18 protein-coding genes are annotated in these 20,085 nt (G+C 70.6%); 13 read left to right on the top strand and 5 right to left on the bottom strand.

Annotation, left to right across the window (positions count from 1 at the left end; all coding sequences use genetic code 11):
* Positions 1-93 precede the first annotated feature (93 nt).
* Positions 94-279, bottom strand: coding sequence for a 50S ribosomal protein L28 (gene rpmB / locus IG54_RS0122870; protein WP_016642993.1), 186 nt, complete (start codon positions 277-279; stop codon positions 94-96).
* A gap of 239 nt (positions 280-518) precedes the next feature.
* Here rpmB and IG54_RS0122875 point away from each other — a divergent pair, with 239 nt between their 5' ends.
* The 9 genes from IG54_RS0122875 to mutM all read left to right on the top strand — a co-directional run bounded on the left by IG54_RS0122875 (position 519) and on the right by mutM (position 9,556).
* Positions 519-2,210 carry a DAK2 domain-containing protein gene (locus IG54_RS0122875; RefSeq protein ID WP_030787502.1) on the top strand — a complete coding sequence of 564 codons (1,692 nt, stop codon included), beginning with the start codon at positions 519-521 and terminating at the stop codon, positions 2,208-2,210.
* 57 nt (positions 2,211-2,267) lie between these two features.
* Positions 2,268-4,475, top strand: a complete 2,208-nt coding sequence (recG, locus tag IG54_RS0122880) for an ATP-dependent DNA helicase RecG (RefSeq protein WP_030787505.1) — start codon at positions 2,268-2,270, stop codon at positions 4,473-4,475.
* Positions 4,476-4,527: 52 nt separating this feature from the next.
* Entirely contained in the window at positions 4,528-5,121 is a 594-nt protein-coding gene (rsmD, locus tag IG54_RS0122885; protein ID WP_030787510.1) for a 16S rRNA (guanine(966)-N(2))-methyltransferase RsmD, read from the top strand.
* 26 nt (positions 5,122-5,147) lie between these two features.
* Positions 5,148-5,627: a pantetheine-phosphate adenylyltransferase gene (gene coaD / locus IG54_RS0122890; RefSeq protein WP_199809577.1), complete on the top strand. Its 480-nt coding sequence runs from the start codon at positions 5,148-5,150 to the stop codon at positions 5,625-5,627.
* A gap of 111 nt (positions 5,628-5,738) precedes the next feature.
* Complete coding sequence (locus IG54_RS0122895) at positions 5,739-6,809, top strand: hypothetical protein (RefSeq protein WP_030787517.1); 1,071 nt, start codon at positions 5,739-5,741, stop codon at positions 6,807-6,809.
* 134 nt (positions 6,810-6,943) lie between these two features.
* Positions 6,944-7,624, top strand: a complete 681-nt coding sequence (locus IG54_RS0122900; RefSeq protein ID WP_030787519.1) for a YceD family protein — start codon at positions 6,944-6,946, stop codon at positions 7,622-7,624.
* Positions 7,625-7,626: 2 nt separating this feature from the next.
* Positions 7,627-7,800 carry a 50S ribosomal protein L32 gene (gene rpmF / locus IG54_RS0122905; protein WP_026165248.1) on the top strand — a complete coding sequence of 58 codons (174 nt, stop codon included), beginning with the start codon at positions 7,627-7,629 and terminating at the stop codon, positions 7,798-7,800.
* Positions 7,801-7,807: 7 nt separating this feature from the next.
* The gene (rnc, locus tag IG54_RS0122910) at positions 7,808-8,629 is read left to right on the top strand and encodes a ribonuclease III (RefSeq protein ID WP_051819815.1); all 822 of its coding nucleotides are present in this window, start codon (positions 7,808-7,810) and stop codon (positions 8,627-8,629) included.
* Between the two features lie 66 nt (positions 8,630-8,695).
* Positions 8,696-9,556 carry a bifunctional DNA-formamidopyrimidine glycosylase/DNA-(apurinic or apyrimidinic site) lyase gene (gene mutM / locus IG54_RS0122915; protein WP_030787531.1) on the top strand — a complete coding sequence of 287 codons (861 nt, stop codon included), beginning with the start codon at positions 8,696-8,698 and terminating at the stop codon, positions 9,554-9,556.
* Here the strand turns inward: mutM and IG54_RS0122920 are convergent.
* Together IG54_RS0122920 and IG54_RS0122925 are read right to left on the bottom strand one after the other, a co-directional pair.
* Positions 9,529-9,909, bottom strand: coding sequence for a winged helix-turn-helix transcriptional regulator (locus tag IG54_RS0122920; protein WP_030787534.1), 381 nt, complete (start codon positions 9,907-9,909; stop codon positions 9,529-9,531). The two genes, mutM and IG54_RS0122920, sit on opposite strands and share 28 nt — an antisense overlap.
* A gap of 59 nt (positions 9,910-9,968) precedes the next feature.
* On the bottom strand, positions 9,969-10,871 hold the full coding sequence (locus IG54_RS0122925) for a CAP domain-containing protein (RefSeq protein WP_030787536.1): 903 nt from the start codon (positions 10,869-10,871) through the stop codon (positions 9,969-9,971).
* Between the two features lie 151 nt (positions 10,872-11,022).
* On the opposite strand from IG54_RS0122925, the gene IG54_RS0122930 reads away from it, so the two are divergent.
* The 4 genes from IG54_RS0122930 (at position 11,023) to IG54_RS0122945 (ending at position 17,354) form a co-directional block, all read left to right on the top strand.
* Positions 11,023-11,304: an acylphosphatase gene (locus tag IG54_RS0122930; protein ID WP_030787541.1), complete on the top strand. Its 282-nt coding sequence runs from the start codon at positions 11,023-11,025 to the stop codon at positions 11,302-11,304.
* A 406-nt stretch (positions 11,305-11,710) separates the two neighbouring features.
* Positions 11,711-11,914 (top strand): hypothetical protein, encoded by a 204-nt coding sequence (locus IG54_RS0122935; protein WP_030787543.1) that lies wholly within the window; start codon positions 11,711-11,713, stop codon positions 11,912-11,914.
* 239 nt (positions 11,915-12,153) lie between these two features.
* A complete protein-coding gene (gene smc / locus IG54_RS0122940; RefSeq protein WP_030787546.1) occupies positions 12,154-15,720 on the top strand; it encodes a chromosome segregation protein SMC in 3,567 nt (1,188 codons plus the stop codon).
* 209 nt (positions 15,721-15,929) lie between these two features.
* Positions 15,930-17,354 (top strand): sugar porter family MFS transporter, encoded by a 1,425-nt coding sequence (locus IG54_RS0122945; RefSeq protein ID WP_030787549.1) that lies wholly within the window; start codon positions 15,930-15,932, stop codon positions 17,352-17,354.
* Positions 17,355-17,407: 53 nt separating this feature from the next.
* On the opposite strand, the gene IG54_RS0122950 is transcribed toward IG54_RS0122945, so the two are convergent.
* Both IG54_RS0122950 and IG54_RS0122955 read right to left on the bottom strand, forming a co-directional pair.
* Positions 17,408-18,391 (bottom strand): LLM class flavin-dependent oxidoreductase, encoded by a 984-nt coding sequence (locus tag IG54_RS0122950; RefSeq protein ID WP_030787552.1) that lies wholly within the window; start codon positions 18,389-18,391, stop codon positions 17,408-17,410.
* Between the two features lie 141 nt (positions 18,392-18,532).
* A complete protein-coding gene (locus IG54_RS0122955; protein WP_030787554.1) occupies positions 18,533-19,987 on the bottom strand; it encodes a cytosine permease in 1,455 nt (484 codons plus the stop codon).
* Between the last annotated feature and the right edge of the window lie 98 nt (positions 19,988-20,085).

A 20,085-nucleotide genomic window follows, 5' to 3' on the forward strand; every position in this document is an offset into this window, starting at 1 on the left:
GCCAGGCGCCCACGCGCGCGGGCATACGAAAAAGCCGGCTCCCCCGAAGGGGAACCGGCTGATTCAGCAACCAGCTAGGTGGCCGCGCTGACGTCAGCGCGAGACCTTGCCGGCCTTGATGCACGAGGTGCAGGCGTTGAGCCGCTTCGGCGTCCCGCTCACCACGGCACGCACACGCTGGATGTTCGGGTTCCAGCGACGGGGCGTACGGCGGTGCGAGTGCGAGATGTTGTTGCCGAAGCCCGGCCCCTTGCCGCAGACGTCGCAGTTGGCAGCCACGGGTCACTCCAAAGACTTCAGATGCACTTACGGTTAATCCCGGCATGCCGAGATCAGTGCAATGATCGAAGTGGCGTTGCCAGGAGGAATGTCCCGATGAGTATCGGGCAACCGGAGCAGCATACAACGACTGCTTCGGTACAACGAAACTACCATGACTCGCCCGGCCCCCGCCCCGGGCCCCGTGTTCACCCCGGGTCTACGCTGCGTCCATTCCGGATGGTCAAGGAGGCGAACAGGTGCCGCAGAACCTCGACGCGGTCGCGGTGCGCGCCTGGTGCCGACTGGCTCTGGACGCCCTCGGCAGGGCCCGCGAGGAGATCGACTCCATCAACGTCTACCCGGTCGCGGACGGGGACACCGGAACGAACCTCTACCTGACCGTGGAGGCGGCCTCCCAGGCCGTCGACGCGGCCTTCACCGGGCACGACCCGGCCCTCCCCTCACTGGCGCAGACCGTGCGCGCGATGGCGCACGGGGCGCTCATCGGGGCCCGCGGGAACTCGGGCACGATCCTTTCGCAGCTCCTGCGGGGCATGGCTCAGGTCCTCGGCGGCCCCGATGGCTCTGTCGACTCCGGCCGCGAGAGTGCCAGTGAGGCTGCCAGTAAGGCTGCCAGTGAGGCAGATCACGCCGACGGACGGACCCTGGAGCGGGCACTGCGACGGGCCGCGGAGTCCGCGTACGAGGCGGTCGCGCACCCGGTCGAAGGCACCGTCCTGACGGTGGCCACCGCGGCGGCAGCGGCGGCAGAGGAGGCCGGGGACGCCGACTGCGGGACGGTGGCCAGGGCCGCGTACGACGGCGCCTGCGCGGCTCTCGACGCGACGCCCGGGCAGCTCGCGGTCCTCGGGCGCGCGGGGGTGGTGGACGCGGGCGGACGCGGCCTCGTCGCGGTGCTCGGGGCGCTCGTGGGGGCCCTGTCCGGCGAGACGGTGTCCCGCAAGCCCTCCGACAACAGCCACGCGCGCGTGGAGGACGCCGAGTGCGAGGACCTGCCGGCGGAGAGCGGCGGGCCCGCCTTCGAGGTGATCTACCTCCTGGAGGCCGACGACAGCGCGGTCGCCCGGCTGCGGGCCCGGCTCGACCGGCTGGGCGACTCGCTCGTCGTGGTCGGCGGCGACGGGCTCTGGAACGTCCACGTCCACGTCGACGACGCGGGAGCCGCCGTCGAGGCGGGCGTCGAGGCGGGCAGGCCGCACCGCATCCGCATCACCCACTTCGGAGCGGGCGACGCGCACACCACCGCGCAGCCTCCCCGCGAACGTACGCAGAGAGGCATCGTCGCCGTCGTGCCCGGAGAAGGCCTCGCCGAGCTGTACGCCGAGGCCGGGGCGACCACCGTCCCCACGCGCGTGGGGGAGCCGCCCGCGAGCGGCGAGCTGGTCGACGCCATCCGGCGGGCGCACGCGCGCGAAGTGGTGCTCCTGCCCAACGACGCCGAGCTGCGCCACACCGCCGCCGCCGCGGCGGAACAGGCCAGGACGGAAGGCGTGCGCGTCGCCCTGATCCCCACCCGCTCCGCGGTCCAGGGCATCGCGGCCCTCGCCGTGCACGCGCCGGACCGCCGCTTCGACGAGGACGTCGTCGCCATGACCTCGGCGGCCGGCGCGACCCGCTACGGCGAACTGGCCGTCGCCGAGCGCCAGTCGTGGACCATGGCGGGCATCTGCCAGGCCGGCGACGTCCTCGGCCTCATCGACGGCGACGTCGCGGTGATCGGCTCGGAGGTCGCCCACACCGCCACCTCGGTCCTCGACCGCATGCTCTCGGCGGGCGGCGAGATGGTCACGCTCGTACTCGGCGAGTCCGTGCCCGACGCCGTCGCCGGGCGGCTGGAGAAGCACGTACGCGAGACGTATCTCGCCGTCGACACGGTCGTCTACCGCGGCGGCCGCCAGGCGGCGCTGATGCTGATCGGCGTGGAGTAGCCCCGCTGACCAGCGGTTCGGGGGACCTGCGGCGGATTGTCAGTGGCGTGGTGTGCAATGGATCTCGTGCCTGCGCTCGAAGAACCCCTGAAGAAAGTGGTCGGTCCCGCCACCGCGAAGGTGATGGCCGAGCACCTCGACCTGCACACGGTCGGCGACCTCCTGCACCACTACCCCCGGCGGTATGCCGAGCGGGGCGAGCTGACCCGCCTCGCCGACCTCCCCCTGGACGAGCACGTCACGGTGGTCGCCCAGGTCGCGAGCGCGCGCCTGCACACCTTCGCGTCGTCCAAGGCGCCCCGCGGCCAGGGCCAGCGCCTCGAAGTCACCATCACCGACGGCAGCGGCGAGCTGCGCCTGGTCTTCTTCGGCCGCGGCGTCCACAAGCCGCACACGGACCTGCTGCCCGGCACCCGCGCGATGTTCGCGGGCAAGGTCTCCGTCTTCAACCACCGCCTCCAGCTCGCCCATCCCGCGTACGAACTGCTGCGGGGCGGCGACCCGGACGCGGTGGACAGTTGGGCGGGCGCGCTCATCCCGATCTACCCGGCCTGCAAGCAGCTGGAGTCCTGGAAGATCGCCAAGTCCGTCGAGACGGTCCTGCCCAGCGCCCAGGAGGCCCTCGACCCGCTGCCGCCCGCCCTCAGGGAGGGCCGCGCCCTGATCCCGCTCCCCGAAGCGCTTCTGAAGATCCACCGGCCGCACTCCAAGGCGGACATCGCCACCGCCCGCGACCGCCTGAAGTGGGACGAGGCGTTCGTCCTCCAAGTAGCCCTGGCCAGGCGGCGGTACGCGGACGCGCAACTGCCCGCCGTCGCCCGCAGGCCCAAGGACGGCGGCCTCCTCGACGCCTTCGACGCCAAGCTGCCCTTCACCCTCACCGAGGGCCAGCAGAAGGTCTCCAAGGAGATCTTCGACGACCTCGCGACCGAGCACCCGATGCACCGGCTCCTCCAGGGCGAGGTCGGATCGGGAAAGACGATGGTGGCCCTGCGCGCCATGCTCGCCGTCGTGGACGCGGGCGGGCAGGCCGCCATGCTGGCGCCCACCGAAGTCCTCGCCCAGCAGCACCACCGCTCGATCGTCGAGATGATGGGCGAGCTGGCCGAGGGCGGGATGCTCGGCGGCGCGGAGCAGGCCACCAAGGTCACGCTGCTCACCGGCTCCATGGGCACCGCCGCGCGCCGCCAGGCCCTGCTCGACCTGGTCACCGGCGAGGCCGGCATCGTCATCGGCACCCACGCGCTGATCGAGGACAAGGTGCAGTTCCACGACCTCGGCCTGGTCGTCGTGGACGAGCAGCACCGCTTCGGCGTGGAGCAGCGCGACGCCCTGCGCGGCAAGGGCAAGCAGCCCCCGCACCTGCTGGTCATGACGGCCACGCCCATTCCCCGCACGGTGGCGATGACGGTCTTCGGAGACCTGGAGACCTCCGTCCTGGACCAGCTCCCCGCCGGGCGCTCGCCGATCGCCAGCCATGTCGTGCCCGCCCAGGACAAGCCCCACTTCCTCGCCCGCGCGTGGGAGCGCGTGCGCGAAGAGGTGGAGAAGGGCCACCAGGCGTACGTGGTCTGCCCGCGCATCGGCGACGAGGAGGAGGACCCCAAGAAGGCCAAGGGGAAGACGGAGGAAGAGGCCGCCGCCGAGAAGCGGCCCCCGCTCGCCGTCCTCGACGTCGCCGAGCAGCTCGCCCGGGGACCCCTGAGCGGCCTGCGGGTCGAGGTCCTGCACGGCCGCATGCAGCCCGACGACAAGGACGCCGTGATGCGCCGCTTCGCCGCCGGCGAGACCCAGGTCCTGGTCGCCACGACGGTCATCGAGGTCGGGGTGAACGTCCCGAACGCCACCGCCATGGTCATCATGGACGCCGACCGCTTCGGCGTCTCCCAGCTGCACCAGCTGCGCGGCCGCGTCGGCCGGGGCTCGGCCCCCGGGCTGTGCCTGCTGGTCACCGACATGCCCGAGGCGAGCCCCGCCCGCGCCCGCCTGGGCGCCGTCGCCTCCACCCTCGACGGCTTCGAGCTGTCCCGCATCGACCTGGAGCAGCGCCGCGAGGGCGATGTGCTCGGCCAGGCCCAGTCGGGGGTGCGCTCCTCCCTGCGCATGCTCGCGGTCATCGAGGACGAGGAGATCATCGCCGCCGCCCGCGAGGAGGCCGTCACGGTCGTCGCCAAGGACCCCGCCCTGGAGCACCTGCCGGAGCTGCGCACCGCCCTGGACGCCCTGCTCGACGCCGAGCGCGAGCAGTACCTCGACAAGGGCTGACGCCCCGTACGCCATATCGTGGAGGGACCACCGCCCAAGCAGAAGGACTCAGATGACCCGCGTGATCGCCGGTGCGGCCGGCGGACGGCGCCTCGCCGTCCCGCCAGGGAACGGCACCCGCCCCACGTCCGACCGCGCGCGCGAGGGCCTCTTCTCCACCTGGCAGGCCCTCCAGGGCACGCTCGACGGGGCGCGCGTGCTCGATCTGTACGCGGGCTCCGGCGCCGTGGGCCTCGAAGCGCTCTCCCGGGGCGCCGCGCACACCCTGCTCGTCGAGGCGGACGCCAGGGCCGCCCGCACCATCAGGGAGAACGTGAAGGCGGTCGCCCTGCCCGGCGCCGAGGTACGGGCGGGCAAAGCCGCCCAGATCGTCCAGCAGGGGGCGCCCACCGCGCCGTACGACCTGGTCTTCCTCGATCCGCCGTACGCCGTCAGCGATGACGATCTTCGGGAGATACTGCTCACACTCCGCTCGGAGGGCTGGCTCACCGAGGATGCGCTCGTCACCGTTGAACGCAGTACAAGAGGCGGAGAATTCGGCTGGCCGGAGGGTTTCGAGCCCCTCAGGTCCCGTCGCTACGGCGAGGGAACGTTTTGGTACGGTCGCGCCGCCTCTACGTGCGACGACTCAGTGATCGCGCCATGACCGGACCGGAGAGCGAGGGACTCACGTTGCGCCGCGCCGTCTGTCCGGGGTCTTTCGACCCCATCACCAATGGACACCTCGACATCATCGCCCGCGCCTCCAAGCTGTACGACGTCGTGCACGTCGGGGTGATGATCAACCAGTCGAAGAAGGGCCTGTTCGAGATCGAGGAGCGGATCGACCTGATCCGCCAGGTCACGGCCGACTTCGGCAACGTGGAGGTCGAGTCCTTCCGCGGCCTCCTCGTCGACTTCTGCAAGCAGCGCGACATCCCGGCCATCGTCAAGGGCCTGCGCGCGGTCAGCGACTTCGACTACGAACTCCAGATGGCCCAGATGAACAACGGCCTCTCGGGCGTCGAGACGCTGTTCATCCCGACCAATCCCACCTACAGCTTCCTCTCCTCCTCGCTGGTCAAGGAGGTCGCCGCCTGGGGCGGCGACGTCGCCCACCTGCTGCCGCCGGTGGTCCACGAGGCACTCGTCGAACGCCTGGGCAAGAAGTGACCTTTCAGCCGATCCGCTGACAGCCCGTCATCCGGTGTCGGGCGGGCGCCCGTCGGCCTTACAGTCGTCCCGTCCGTCTCCCAACCAGCTGTAGAGAGTGGCGAGCACACGGTGGACGTGCAGAAGAAGATCGACGAGATCGTCCAGGCGGTCGGCAGCGCCCGGTCCATGCCCATGTCGGCCTCGTGCGTGGTCAACCGCGCCGATCTGCTCTCGATGCTCGAAGAGGTGCGCCAGGCCCTGCCCGGCTCCCTCGCACAGGCCCAGGAGCTGATCGGCGGCCGCGAGCAGCTGGTCGAGCAGGCCCGCCAGGAGGCCGAGCGGATCATCGAGTCCGCGCACGCCGAGCGCGGCTCCCTGATCTCCGACACGGAGGTGGCCCGCCGCTCCCAGGGCGAGGCCGAGCGCATCCTCGCCGAGGCCCGCCAGGCCGCCGAGGAGGTCCGTATCGAGGCCGACGACTACGTGGACAGCAAGCTCGCCAACTTCGAGGTCGTCCTCACCAAGACCCTCGGCTCGGTCGGCCGCGGCCGCGAGAAGCTCCTCGGCACCGGCCCTGGTCTCGATGAGAACGGGTACGAGGACGAGGACGCCCCCGAGCGCAGCCACGACCCCGAGACGCTCCGCCGCAACGCCGACGCGTACGTGGACGCCAAGCTCGGCGCCTTCGAGGCGGTCCTCGCCAAGACCCTGGAGGCGGTCGGCCGCGGCCGCCAGACCCTGCACGGCCGCGCCCCGGCCGACGAGCTGGGCGCCCTCGGCGATGCCGCCGCCCCGCAGGGGCACACCACCGACGCGGAGTACCTCGCGGACCTCGCGGGACCGGCCGCCGCCCCGGCGCCCCCGCAGCAGCCGCCGCAGGCCCCGCCGGTCCCGGCCCAGCAGCCCGCGTACGCGCAGCAGCAGCCCCAGCAGCCCCAGCACCAGCCCGACCCGTACGGGTACCAGCAGCAGGACCAGTACGCCTACCAGCAGCCGTACGGCCAGCAGGACCCCTACGCGTACCAGCACCAGGACCAGCACCAGTACGGGTACGCCCAGCAGAGCTACGAGCAGCCCCAGCAGTCGCAGGAGCCGCAGCAGCCCCCGTACGAGGCGCCCGCGGTGCTGGAGGAGGCCAGCCTCTTCGACACGACCATGATCAGCGCCGAGCAGCTGCGCCGGTACGAGCAGGGGCGCTGAGGGCGGGCCAGGACCGGATTGGGCCGAGAGCGAAAGGTCAAGTATCCTGGCTCTTCGGTCGCGCATACGTCCGCGACTTCGGCTGCCCACCCAGGCCTCGCATCTGGGGCACGGGATGAGGCGGCCCCCTCCTTATGGACTTCCAGGATTCGAAAGCAGGAAAAGCCCTGAGTGCTCGCCTTGACCACCGCAACCCTCTCGTGTTCGACACGCACGAGCTGGGTCGGCGTCCCGGTGCGCTGCAACGGCTGACCCGTGAGATCGAGGCGCCCGGTCCGCCGAGCCCCTTCGGTATCGAAGGGGTCATCGGAGTGCCGCAGGGCGCCCCGGTCCAGCTGGAGATCCGCCTTGAGTCGGTCATGGAAGGGGTGCTTGTCACAGGCACCGCCCGTGCATCGGCCGAGGGGGAGTGCGTAAGGTGTCTGGAGCCGCTAGAGCTGGAGCTCGACGCGGATTTCCAGGAGATGTTCTCGTACCCTGACGCCGACGACCGGGGCCGCACCGCGGAGCCGGCCGACGACGCCGAGGAAGACGAGAGCAGGCTCTTTCTCGAGGACGGCATGTTCGACCTCGAGCCTGTGCTGCGTGATGCGGTGGTGCTCGCACTGCCGATGCAGCCGGTGTGCCAGGACGACTGTCCGGGCTTGTGCTCCCAGTGCGGGGTGCGGCTCGCGGACGACCCGGACCACCACCATGACGCCGTCGACATTCGTTGGGCGGCATTGCAGGGACTCGCCGGGACCATCCAGGACGGCGAGAAGGACGAGATGAGCGGCGCTGGCGAAGCGGGCGTCGACGAGAAGCAGGAGAAGTAGCCGTGGCTGTTCCGAAGCGGAAGATGTCGCGCAGCAACACGCGCCACCGCCGGTCGCAGTGGAAGGCTGCGGTCCCCACCCTGGTTTCGTGTGAGCGTTGCCAGGAGCCCAAGCAGCAGCACATCGCGTGCCCGAGCTGCGGCACCTACAACAAGCGCCAGGTCCTCGAGGTCTGAGCGGCTGGTGAGAGGCACCGTGTCTAGCCCCAAGAAGGCGGAAGACGCCAAGAAATTGGCGGAGACAACGGCCTCGTCCCACACGCTTCTGGAAGGGCGGCTCGGGTACAAGCTCGAGTCCGCCCTTCTGGTGCGTGCGCTGACCCACCGTTCGTACGCGTACGAGAACGGCGGCCTGCCGACGAATGAGCGTCTGGAGTTCCTCGGGGACTCCGTGCTCGGTCTCGTCGTCACGGACACGCTGTACCGCACCCACCCCGACCTGCCCGAAGGCCAGCTGGCCAAGTTGCGGGCCGCGGTGGTCAATTCGCGTGCGCTGGCGGAGGTCAGCCGCGGCCTCGAACTCGGCTCCTTCATCCGGCTCGGCCGGGGCGAAGAGGGCACGGGTGGCCGGGACAAGGCATCCATCCTCGCCGACACCCTGGAAGCGGTGATCGGCGCGGTCTATCTGGACCAGGGTCTGGACGCGGCGGGTGAGCTGGTACACCGGCTCTTCGACCCGCTGATCGAAAAGTCCTCGAACCTGGGCGCGGGCCTGGACTGGAAGACCAGTCTCCAGGAGCTGACCGCGACGGAGGGCCTCGGCGTGCCCGAGTACCTCGTCACGGAGAGCGGCCCCGACCACGAGAAGACCTTTACTGCTGCCGCCCGCGTCGGAGGCGTCTCGTACGGCACCGGCACCGGCCGCAGCAAGAAGGAAGCGGAGCAGCAGGCCGCCGAGTCCGCATGGCGTGCGATTCGCGCCGCGGCGGACGAGCGGGCGAAGGCGGCGCAGGCCGCTGTAGCTGCCGCGCAGCCCGAGGGGAACGCCGACACCCCCTCGGTCTGACGGCCGCCTATCCTTTGATGCCGGTCGCCCCCTCCCGGGGCGGCCGGCATCGTGCTGGAGGAGACCATGCCTGAGTTGCCCGAAGTCGAAGTCGTCCGGCGTGGCCTGGAGCGCTGGGTCAGCGGGCGGGTCGTCGCCGATGTGCGGGTGCTGCATCCGCGTGCCGTACGGCGCCACCTCGCGGGCGGTGAGGACTTCGGCGCCCGGCTGAAGGGGCACCGGATCGGGCTCGCCCAGCGGCGCGGCAAGTATCTGTGGCTGCCGCTCGCCGACTCCGGGCAGTCGATCCTCGCCCACCTCGGCATGAGCGGCCAGCTCCTGGTGCAGCCGCACGACGCGCCGGACGAGAAGCATCTGCGGATCCGCGTCGGCTTCGACGACGTCCAGAGCACCGAGCTGCGCTTCGTGGACCAGCGGACCTTCGGCGGACTCTCGCTGCACGACAACACCGCCGACGGCCTTCCGGACGTGATCGCGCACATCGCGCGCGACCCCCTCGACGACGCCTTCGACGACGACGCCTTCCATCTCGCGCTGCGCCGCCGCCGTACGACGATCAAGCGGGCCCTGCTCGACCAGTCGCTGATCAGCGGCGTCGGCAACATCTACGCGGACGAGGCGCTCTGGCGCGCACGGCTGCACTACGAGCGGCCCACCGCCACCTTCACCCGCCCGCGCACGGCCGAACTCCTCGGCCACGTACGGGACGTGATGAACGCGGCGCTCGCCGTCGGGGGCACCAGCTTCGACAGCCTCTACGTCAATGTGAACGGCGAATCAGGTTATTTCGAGCGGTCGTTGGACGCCTACGGCCGCGAGGACCAGCCCTGCCGCCGCTGCGGCACGGCGATCCGCCGCCGCCCCTGGATGAACAGGTCCAGCTACTTCTGCCCGCGCTGTCAGAGGCCGCCGCGCGTGGCGTCGTAGCGCTCCCGCGCCTGGAGGACTTCGTCCTGGCGGCCCTCCACGCAGCGGATCAAGGCAAGCAGGCGCTCGGCGATCTCCCGCCCCAGCGCGGTGAGTTGATAGTCCACGCGCGGCGGGTTGGTCGGCTGGGCGTCGCGCAGCACCAGGCCGTCGCGCTCCAGCGCGTGCAGGGTCTGGGAGAGCATCTTCTCGCTCACGCCGTCGACGCGGCGACGCAGTTCGTTGAAACGGAACGTGCCGTCGTACAGCGCCCCGAGCGTGAGCGCGCCCCAGCGTCCCGTGACGTGCTCCAGCGTGCTGCGCGAGGGGCACTGCCGGGAGAACACGTCGTACGCCAGGTCAGAGGAATCCATGCGGAAACCCTACTCTTCCACAGCGCTTACCACGAGTTAGCGCTGTGGAGGAGAAGGTGTCAGAAGCCGAAGTCCTGCGTCCACCACGGGCCGCCCGGCGCGAAGTGCGCGCCGACGCCCAGGGTTTTGTAGTCGCAGTTGAGGATGTTGGCGCGGTGGCCGGGGCTGCTCATCCAGGCGTCCATCACCGACTGGGCGTCGGCCTGGCCGCGGGCGATGTTCTCGCCGCCCAGGTCCGTGATGCCGGCCTTCTCGGCGCGGTCCCACGGAGTCGCGCCGTCCGGATCGGTGTGGGCGAAGAAGCCGCGCTCGGCCATGTCCACGCTGAAGCGGCCCGCCAGTGCGGCGAGCCTGCTGTCGGCGGTCAGCGGGCGGCAGCCGACCTTGGCCCGCTCTTCGTTGACCAGCGTGAGCACCGCGGCCTCGGCCGCGCTCTCGCCGGACGGTGCCTGCGGGCTCGCCGGGGGAGCCTTGGGCTTCTCCTCGGGCGCACGGGAAGGAGGCGGCGCCGGCTTCTCGGCGCTTTCGCCGTCGTCCTTCCCCTTTTCCTCCGGCTTCGGCGCCGGGGGCGACGGCTTCTGGGAGGGCGTCCTCGACGGCTTCGGGGCGGCCTTGGAAGGGGTGGGCTCCGGAGCCTCGGAGCGGCCGGTGCCACGGCTCGGCGAGGGCTCGGGGCGGTCGGCGTCAGCGCCCGCGCCGCCCTGGGCGTCCACCCCGGCGGGGGCGCTCGCGGACTGGACCGTGCCGGGCTCGCCGCCACTGTCGAGGCGGTAGCCGTCACTGCCGGGCAGCACACCCGACGCGACCGCGACGGCGCCCATCGCGACGGCGGCGGAGACACCGAGCAGACCCGTGCGCACCGGAGCGGAGGCCCGGCTCCTGCGGCGGTGCGACACCGTCCCCGGATGGTTCTCGGGGGTCGCGGCGGCCCGCCCGGCACCGGAGCGTCGGTGGCGTCCCATCTCCTGGCCTTTCGTTCTCCACGATCTTTATGATCAACGTTTATGATCATGTGACTCACCCGTATGAGTGAGGCTTATCGAGTCGCGACTGTACGCGATGGCCTATGGGGGCGAAGTGCTCCCAGGGCAATTGGCCGGTTAGCGTGCACCCATGAACGAAGACGTACGACTCACCGCCTGGGTGCGCGGACGCGTGCAGGCTGTGGGTTTCCGCTGGTTCACCCGGGCCAAGGCGCTGGAGATCGGCGGCCTGAGTGGTTTTGCTCTCAATCTGGAGGACGGCCGCGTGCAAGTGGTCGCCGAAGGGCCCCGGGCCGGCTGCCAGGCGCTGCTCGACTGGCTTCGCGAGGGCGACACACCCGGACGCGTCGACGGGGTCACCGAGATCTGGGACACACCACGTGGCATATACGAGAGCTTCGCCATTCGCTGACGGTGACCCGGTCGGACGTCACCAGACGGGTACGGCGACGGCTCGGTCCGGTGTCCCAGGCAACTGCCCGAGGCAGAAAAGACCTGGTGGTTGCCAAGAACGGCTTGTCGTGGCAGGCTCCCCAGGTAAGGATGATCTCCACGCCCCCAGGGCCCCGCAGGAGAAGCAGCGCCGCCCGTTCCCAGGCCGCGCGCCCCCGGGTCGCCCGCCAATGCGGGGCGTGATCGTGTTGACCGTCAAACTTTTTGGTGAGACTCTGGAAGCCCCGCGCACCTTAGCTGTTTGGCATGTGAGAACGGCCAGCAAGACCAGCAAAACAAAGAGTGCCAGACACCGCGGGTGCGATTCCCTCACGACCCACACCGCACCGCTTCGGTCGGTCACTCATTGTGGAGGACCATCCATCATGGCAAAGGCGCTTCTCGGTTACGTCGGCGGCAGCGACCCGCGACTCCTCGCCGAGATGCGACGGCTCCAGCAGCGCGTCCAGGACCTGGAATCCGAGCTGGTTCGGATCCAGCAGGAGAACGACGCGCTCGCGGCTGCCGCTTCTCACGAATCGCTCATGGAGAGCATCGACGTACCCCAGGCGGAGCCTGCGCTCACCTGACCACCCTTGATGAAGCACACACCAGGGCCTTCCTTTAAAGGCGCCTCGTAATAAGCACGTGGTCAGGCTGTCCTGTCAGCCGCTGTCTCCAGATCTGCAAGGGACGCTTCGGCGTCCCTTCTTTCTTGCTCTCGCCCCGCTTACTCCCCCGTACTCGCACGTACGCCGCTTCCTTTACCGTCTGATGTGCCCTGCACCTTCATCGGTGAAACGGTCAGTGAAAGGTAGAGTCCGACGGCGTGCATCTCAAGGCCCTGACCCTGCGCGGATTCAAGTCCTTCGCGTCGGCCACGACACTGAAGTTCGAACCCGGCATCACCTGCGTCGTCGGCCCGAACGGCTCCGGCAAGTCCAATGTCGTGGACGCGCTCAGCTGGGTCATGGGGGAGCAGGGCGCCAAGTCGCTGCGCGGCGGCAAGATGGAGGACGTCATCTTCGCCGGCACCACCGGGCGGCCCCCGCTCGGCCGCGCCGAGGTCTCCCTCACCATCGACAACTCCGACGGCGCGCTCCCCATCGAGTACGCCGAGGTCACCATCACGCGGATCATGTTCCGCAACGGCGGCAGCGAGTACCAGATCAACGGCGACACCTGCCGCCTCCTCGACATCCAGGAACTGCTCTCCGACTCCGGCATCGGCCGCGAGATGCACGTCATCGTCGGCCAGGGCCAGCTCGACGGCGTACTGCACGCCGATCCGATGGGACGCCGTGCCTTCATCGAGGAGGCGGCGGGCGTTCTCAAGCACCGCAAGCGCAAAGAGAAGGCGCTGCGCAAGCTCGACGCGATGCGGGCCAATCTGGCGCGCGTCCAGGACCTCACCGACGAACTGCGCCGCCAGCTGAAGCCGCTCGGACGGCAGGCCGCCGTGGCACGCAGGGCCGCCGTCATCCAGGCCGACCTGCGCGACGCCCGCCTGCGCCTGCTCGCCCACGACCTCGTACGGCTGCGCGAGGCACTGAACGCGGAGGTCGCCGACGAGGCCGCCCTCAAGGAGCGCAAGGACCGCGCCGAGGCCGAGCTGAGGGCCGCCCAGCAACGCGAGGCGCGGCTGGAGGACGAGGTACGACGCCTCACCCCGCGCCTGCAACGGGCCCAGCAGACCTGGTACGAGCTGTCGCAGCTCGCCGAGCGGGTGCGCGGCACCGTCTCCCTGGCCGACGCCCGCGTCAAGAGCGCCACCGCCGCGCCCCCCGAGGAGCGGCGCGGACGCGATCCCGAGGACATGGAGCGCGAGGCCGCGCGCATCCGGGAGCAGGAGGCCGAGCTGGCGGCCGCGCTGGAGGCCGCCGAGCACGCGCTGGACGACACGATCGCCCACCGGGCCGAGCTGGAGCGCCAGCTGGCGGTCGAGGAGCGCCGACTCAAGGACGTGGCGCGGGCCATCGCCGACCGGCGTGAAGGGCTGGCTCGCCTCGGCGGCCAGGTGAACGCGGCCCGTTCGCGTGCCGCCTCCGCCCAGGCGGAGATCGAACGGCTCGCCCTCGCCCGCGACGAGGCCACTGAGCGCGCGGTCGCCGCGCAGGAGGAGTACGAGCAGCTCAAGGCCGAGGTCGACGGGCTCGACACGGACGACGCGCTGCTGGGCGAGCGGCACGACGCGGCCAAGCGGGACCTCGCACAGGCCGAGGCCGCGCTCACCGCGGCACGGGAGGCGGCCACCGCCGCCGAGCGCAGGCGGGCCGCGGTCGCCGCCCGGCACGACGCGCTCGCCCTCGGACTGCGGCGCAAGGACGGCACCGGGGCGCTGCTGGGCGCCGGGGATCAGCTGACGGGACTCCTCGGCCCCGCCGCGGGTCTGCTCACCGTCGCACCCGGCTACGAGGTGCCGGTCGCGGCCGCGCTCGGCGCCGCCGCCGACGCGATCGCCGTGAACGGGCCGAGCACGGCCGCCGAGGCGATCCGGCGCCTGCGCAAACAGGACGCGGGCCGTGCGGCGCTGCTGCTCGGCGGCGCCCCGGACGACCTACAGCCGAAGCGCGCCGAGGGTCCGCCCCACGCCGCGGATCTCGTGCGGGGGCCCGATGAGCTGATGCCCGCCGTGCGGCGGTTGCTGCGCGGGATCGTCGTCGTAGGCACGCTGGAGGACGCGGAGGCCCTCGTCTACGCCCACCCGGAGCTGACCGCCGTCACCGCGGAGGGCGATCTGCTCGGGGCGCACTTCGCGCAGGGCGGGTCCGCCGGCGCGCCCAGCCTGCTGGAGGTGCAGGCCTCCGTCGACGAGGCCGCGGCCGAACTGGCCGAACTGGCCGTCACCTGCGAGGAGTTGGCCAAGGAGCAGGAGCGGGCGGGGGAGCGGCGCAAGGAATGCGCCGCGCTCGTAGAGGAGTTGGGGGAGCAGCGCAGGGCCGCCGACCGCGAGAAGTCGTCCGTGGCGCAGCAGTTGGGGCGGCTGGCGGGGCAGGCGCGGGGTGCCTCGGGCGAGGCCGAGCGGTCCGCGGCCGCCGCGGCCAAGGCGCAGGAGGCGCTGGACCGGGCGGTCGAGGAGGCCGAGGAGCTGGCCGAGCGGCTCGCCGTGGCGGAGGAGGCAGCTCCCGCCGGGGAAAGAGGGGAGGAGGAGCCCGACACCTCGGTGCGCGACCGACTCGCCGCCGACGGGGCCAACGCCCGCCAGACCGAGATGGAGGCCAGGCTCCAGGCACGTACGCACGAGGAACGGGTGAAGGGGCTCGCGGGGCGGGCCGACTCCCTGGACCGGGCCGCGCGCGCCGAACGTGAGGCACGCGCGCGTGCCGAGCGGCGCGCGGCGCGGCTGCGCCACGAGGCGGCCGTCGCCGAGGCCGTCGCCTCCGGTGGGCGGCAGCTGCTCGCGCATGTCGAGGTCTCCCTCGTACGCGCCGGTGAGGAGCGCACCGCGGCCGAGCGCGCCAAGGAGGTGCGGGAGCGGGAGCTGGCCGCCGAGCGCAACCGGGGCCGCGATCTGAAGGCGGAACTCGACAAGCTGACGGATTCGGTCCACCGCGGTGAGGTACTCGGTGCCGAGAAGCGGCTGCGGATCGAGCAGCTGGAGGCCAGGGCGCTGGAGGAACTCGGTGTGGAACCGGCGGGGCTCGTGGCCGACTACGGCCCCGACCAGCCCGTGCCGCCCTCGCCCCCCGCCGAGGGTGAGGAGCTGCCCGAGGACCCGGAGCACCCGCGCAACAGGCCGGTGCCGTTCGTCCGCGCCGAGCAGGAGAAGCGGCTCAAGTCGGCCGAACGGGCGTATCAGCAGCTCGGGAAGGTGAACCCGCTGGCCCTTGAGGAGTTCGCGGCGCTGGAGGAACGGCACAAGTTCCTCAGCGAGCAGCTGGAAGACCTGAAGAAGACGCGGGCCGACCTGCTCCAGGTGATCAAGGAGGTCGACGAACGCGTCGAGCAGGTCTTCACCGAGGCCTACCGGGACACGGCCCGGGAGTTCGAGGGCGTCTTCTCGCGGCTGTTCCCCGGCGGCGAGGGGCGGCTCATCCTGACCGATCCCGACAACATGCTCGCCACGGGTGTGGACGTCGAGGCCCGGCCGCCGGGCAAGAAGGTCAAGCGGCTCTCGCTCCTCTCGGGCGGCGAGCGGTCGCTGACGGCCGTCGCGCTGCTCGTCTCGATCTTCAAGGCGCGGCCCAGTCCGTTCTACGTGATGGACGAGGTCGAGGCGGCGCTCGACGACACCAACCTCCAGCGGCTCATCCGCATCATGCAGGAGCTTCAGGAGGCCTCGCAGCTCATCGTGATCACGCACCAGAAGCGCACGATGGAGGTCGCGGACGCGCTGTACGGCGTCTCGATGCAGGGCGACGGCGTCTCCAAGGTCATCAGCCAGCGGCTCCGCTAGCCCCTCGCTTCGACGCTTCAAGACTTGAACGAAATCACTCTTGGTGCGCCTCAAAATACGCACCCGCCCCCCTATTGACTTCGAAACTTGAAGGCATAGTCTCTGCAACGTTGCTTTTACCTTCAGGTGGTGGGCGGCGTGAAGTTGTGCGCCACTTGAAGAGCTCGCCCCCACCCCCGGCAGTGCAGCCGGTGGCCCGAGGAGTACACGTGACCAGCACATCGCAGGCGCCACAGTCCGGAGCCAGAGAGGCCCACCCGGACCATCTCGGCCATGTCATCTTCATTACGGCGGCCGCCGCGATGGGTGGCTTCCTCTTCGGCTACGACAGCTCGGTGATCAATGGCGCGACCGTCGCCATCCAGCACCGCTTCGACGTCGACGCCGACACGCTCGGCTGGATCATCGCCACCGCGCTCCTCGGCTGTGCTGTGGGTGCCGCCGTCGCCGGACGCGTCGCCGACCGCATCGGCCGCATCCGCTGTATGCAGATCGCCGCCGTGCTCTTCGCGGCGAGCGCCGTCGGCTCGGCCCTGCCCTTCGCGGCCTGGGACCTCACGATGTGGCGCCTGATCGGCGGCGTCGGCATCGGCATGGCCTCGGTGATCGGCCCGGCCTACATCGCCGAGGTCGCGCCGCCCGCCTACCGCGGGCGCCTCGCCTCGTTCCAGCAGGCCGCGATCGTCATCGGCATCGCGGTCTCCCAGCTGGTCAACTGGGGCATCCTGAACATGGCCGACGGCGACCAGCGCGGCAAGCTGGCGGGCCTGGAGGCCTGGCAGTGGATGCTCGGCGTCATGGTCGTCCCCGCGCTGCTCTACGGCCTGCTGTCCTTCATCATCCCGGAGTCGCCGCGCTTCCTGGTCTCGGCCGGCCGTGACGCCGAGGCCAAGAAGGTCCTCGGCGAGGTCGAGGGCCACACCATCGACCTGGACGCGCGCGTCGCCGAGATCGAGCACGGCCTGCACCGGGAGCACAAGCCGTCCTTCAAGGACCTGCTGGGCAAGGTCGGCTTCCTGCCGATCGTCTGGATCGGCATCGGCCTCTCGGTCTTCCAGCAGCTCGTCGGCATCAACGTGATCTTCTACTACTCGAACCAGCTGTGGCAGTCGATCGGCAAGGACCCCGCCAGCTCGTTCCTGTACTCGTTCGAGACCTCGATCGTGAACATCATCGGCACGGTCATCGCGATGATCTTCGTCGACCGCATCGGCCGCAAGCCGCTGGCCATCATCGGCTCCGCGGGCATGGCCGCCGCGCTGTTCACGATGGCCTGGGCGTTCTCGTACAAGACCGGCTCCGGTGACAACGTCTCGCTGCCCAACGCGCAGGGCCTGACCGCGATCATCGCCGCCAACGCCTTCGTGCTCTTCTTCGCCCTGTCCTGGGGCGTGGTGGTCTGGGTGCTGCTCGGCGAGATCTTCCCCAACCGGATCCGCGCCGCCGCGCTCGGTGTGGCCGCCTCCGCGCAGTGGCTCGCCAACTTCGCGATCACCAAGACCTTCCCGAGCATGGCCGAGTGGTCCCTGACCGGCTCGTACATCATCTACGGCGCCTTCGCCGCGATCTCGATCCCCTTCGTCATGAAGTTCGTCAAGGAGACGAAGGGCAAGGCCCTGGAGGAGATGGGCTAACACCCCGCTGCCCCCTCCTCATCAGGAAGCTGCCCCGGCTCAAGGACTCGTGCTCACTTGTCCTTCAGCCGGGGCAGTACGTTTTCGCAGAAGTGGTGCAGGCTGCGCCAGCCCTCGTCGACGGGCATCCCGCCGACCAGCGGGTGCAGGATCAGGTTGCCGGTGTCGCCCTTCGCGTACGTCACACACTCCTCGGGCGTCAGGACGCGGTAGACGCCCTCCGCGCGCAGCTCCTCGACGGTGGTGGCCGCCGACTTCACGGCTGAGCGGATGTCTTTGGACTGCCAGGACGCGTAGGTGCGGGCCTCGTGCAGGAAGTGCTCGCCGTGCTCGGCCCAGGTGCGGTCGGGGTCGTCGGCGATGTGCAGCAGGGGCGTCTCGGCGGCGGGCATCATCGTCCAGCCCTCGGTGCCGTGCTCCGCGAGCTGCTCCCGGTAGTAGGCCTCCAGGTCGGGCAGGTGCGCGCTCGGGAAGAACGGCAGGCCGAGCCGTGCCGCGCGCCGTGCCGCCGCCTTCGACGATCCGCCGACCAGCAGCATCGGATGCGGCTGGGTGAAGGGGCGCGGGGTGACGCGCACCGTGCGGTCGCGGTAGGCGAAGGGCTCGCCCGTCCAGGCCTTGAGCAGCGTCTCCAGAAGCTCGTCCTGGAGCTTGCCGCGGCTCTTGAAGTCGACGCCCGCCCGCTCGTACTCCTCGGGCCGGTAGCCGATCCCCGCCACGGTGACCAGGCGGCCGCCGCTCAGCAGGTCGAGTACGGCGATGTCCTCGGCGAGCCGGATCGGGTCGTGCAGCGGGCCGATGACCGCGGACACCGTCACCGCGATGCGCCGCGTCGCGCCGAAGACGGCGCCCGCGAAGGCGAGGGGCGAGGGCAGCCAGTTGTTCTCGACGCCGTGGTGCTCCTCGGTCTGGATGGTGGAGATGCCGCGGTCGTCCGCGTACGCGGCCATCTCCAGCGCGGTCCTGTAGCGCTCACTGAGCGAGGCGGGCGTCCCCGCGGGATCGACGAGGTTGAACCGTACGACTGTGGCGGGCATGGGAAACGTCCCCCTTCACCGTGCGTGGGCGGCGAAGGGGGACGTTAGCTGACGTGATGTCACAAGGGTAGCCTCGTACGGAAGTTGGCGCGGATCAGGCGCCTTGCCCGGCACGTCGTCGGGCGCTTTTCCGGCTCCGGCTCAGGCGGAGACCAGCTCGCTCTCGCCCTCGCCGCCCGTGGCCGCCGCGTCCTTCTCGACGAGCGGGGTCCTCGGCAGGAGCGCGTAGAGCGCGGCGGCGATCAGGATCGTGGCCAGCCAGCCCAGGCCGTGGCGGCCGATCCAGGACGTGGCGAGCGGGCCGCTGAACCAGTCGACCTTGGTGAAGAGCAGGCCCACGATCAGGGCGACCGCCCACGCCGTCATGGCCTGCCAGGCGAAGCCGGCCTTGTACCAGTAGGCGCTGGTGCGCTTGGTGTCCATCAGGGCCTCGCCGTCGTACGTCGTGCGGCGCAGCATGTCGATGCCGAAGACGCCGATCCAGGCGGAGAACGCGACCGCGAGCAGCGTGAGGAAGGAGATGAACGAGCCCATGAAGCTCGTCGCCACGTTCATCAGGATGTAGCCGAAGATCAGGCTGATGACGGCGTTCACGCTGACCGCCCACGCGCGCGGGACCTTGATGCCGAGCGTCATGGCGGTGAAGCCCGCGGAGTACATCGACATCGAGTTGATCAGCAGCATGCCGACCAGGGCCATGATCAGGTACGGCACCGCGATCCACGTCGGGAGCAGCGAGCCGAGGAAGGAGACCGGGTCCTGCGCGGTGGAGAGCTTCGGCGCGGAGACCGCCATGACGGCGCCCATCAGGACCATCGGGACGACCACGATGGCGGCCCCGCCGACCGCGTGGCCCACCAGCGGCTTGTTCGAGGCGTTCCGCGGGAGGTAGCGGGTGAAGTCGGGGCCGGTGGGGACCCAGCTGATGCCGCCCGCGGCGATCGTGCCGACGCCCGCGACCATCATCGCGGTGGAGCCCGCGGGCTGGTCGAAGACGGCGGACCAGTCGGCCTCGGCGATGAGGTAGATCAGCACGAGCACGCTGAACGCGCCGAAGGCGTACGTCGACCACGTGCTACAGATGTGCAGGATCTTGCGGCCCAGGCCGCTGATCAGGAACGTACAGGCGACGAAGGCGACGAGCGTGACGACGGTCAGCCAGGTGCTCGACTCCACGCCGAAGCAGATGTCAAGGACCGTGATGATCGCGTAGGCGCCCGTGACGGCATTGATCGTCTCCCAGCCCCAGCGGGCGACCCAGATCAGTGCGCCGGGGAAGAGGTTGCCGCGCTGGCCGAAGACCGCGCGCGAGAGCGTCATGCCCGGGGAGCCGCCGCGCTTGCCGGAGATGGAGATCAGGCCGACCATGCCGTAGCTCAGCAGGGGGGAGACGAGCGCGACGACCAGGACCTGCCAGAAGTTCAGGCCGTTGGAGACGATCAGGCCCGCGCCCATGGTGAGCAGAAGGACGCTGATGTTCGCCGCTACCCAGGTGGGGAACAGCTCGCGGGTGCGGCCCGTGCGCTCGGCGTCCGGAACGGGCTCAAGGCCGCGTGTCTCGAGGGCGCCTTCGGATTCGGCGGTGGTGCTGCTCATGGGGGTGGGTCCGTGCCTCTCGCTCGGCTCGCATCGTCGCGATCCGTCGGTGGGGGTAATCGCGATGGACTCTACGCGCGTTGATGCGGGGACATCCA

The sequence above is a fragment of the Streptomyces sp. NRRL S-920 genome, from assembly GCF_000717945.1.
Classification (GTDB): domain Bacteria; phylum Actinomycetota; class Actinomycetes; order Streptomycetales; family Streptomycetaceae; genus Streptomyces; species Streptomyces alboniger.

What these genes read in the sequence shown, in the direction of transcription:
- recG (WP_030787505.1), top strand. Translation starts at nt 2,268, where the DNA reads ATGGATCTCGTGCCTGCGCTCGAAGAACCCCTGAAGAAAGTGGTCGGT.
- rsmD (WP_030787510.1), top strand. Translation starts at nt 4,528, where the DNA reads ATGACCCGCGTGATCGCCGGTGCGGCCGGCGGACGGCGCCTCGCCGTC.
- IG54_RS0122900 (WP_030787519.1), top strand. Translation starts at nt 6,944, where the DNA reads ATGGACTTCCAGGATTCGAAAGCAGGAAAAGCCCTGAGTGCTCGCCTT.
- mutM (WP_030787531.1), top strand. Translation starts at nt 8,696, where the DNA reads ATGCCTGAGTTGCCCGAAGTCGAAGTCGTCCGGCGTGGCCTGGAGCGC.
- IG54_RS0122920 (WP_030787534.1), bottom strand. Translation starts at nt 9,909, where the DNA reads ATGGATTCCTCTGACCTGGCGTACGACGTGTTCTCCCGGCAGTGCCCC.
- IG54_RS0122925 (WP_030787536.1), bottom strand. Translation starts at nt 10,871, where the DNA reads ATGGGACGCCACCGACGCTCCGGTGCCGGGCGGGCCGCCGCGACCCCC.
- IG54_RS0122930 (WP_030787541.1), top strand. Translation starts at nt 11,023, where the DNA reads ATGAACGAAGACGTACGACTCACCGCCTGGGTGCGCGGACGCGTGCAG.
- IG54_RS0122935 (WP_030787543.1), top strand. Translation starts at nt 11,711, where the DNA reads ATGGCAAAGGCGCTTCTCGGTTACGTCGGCGGCAGCGACCCGCGACTC.
- IG54_RS0122950 (WP_030787552.1), bottom strand. Translation starts at nt 18,391, where the DNA reads ATGCCCGCCACAGTCGTACGGTTCAACCTCGTCGATCCCGCGGGGACG.
- IG54_RS0122955 (WP_030787554.1), bottom strand. Translation starts at nt 19,987, where the DNA reads ATGAGCAGCACCACCGCCGAATCCGAAGGCGCCCTCGAGACACGCGGC.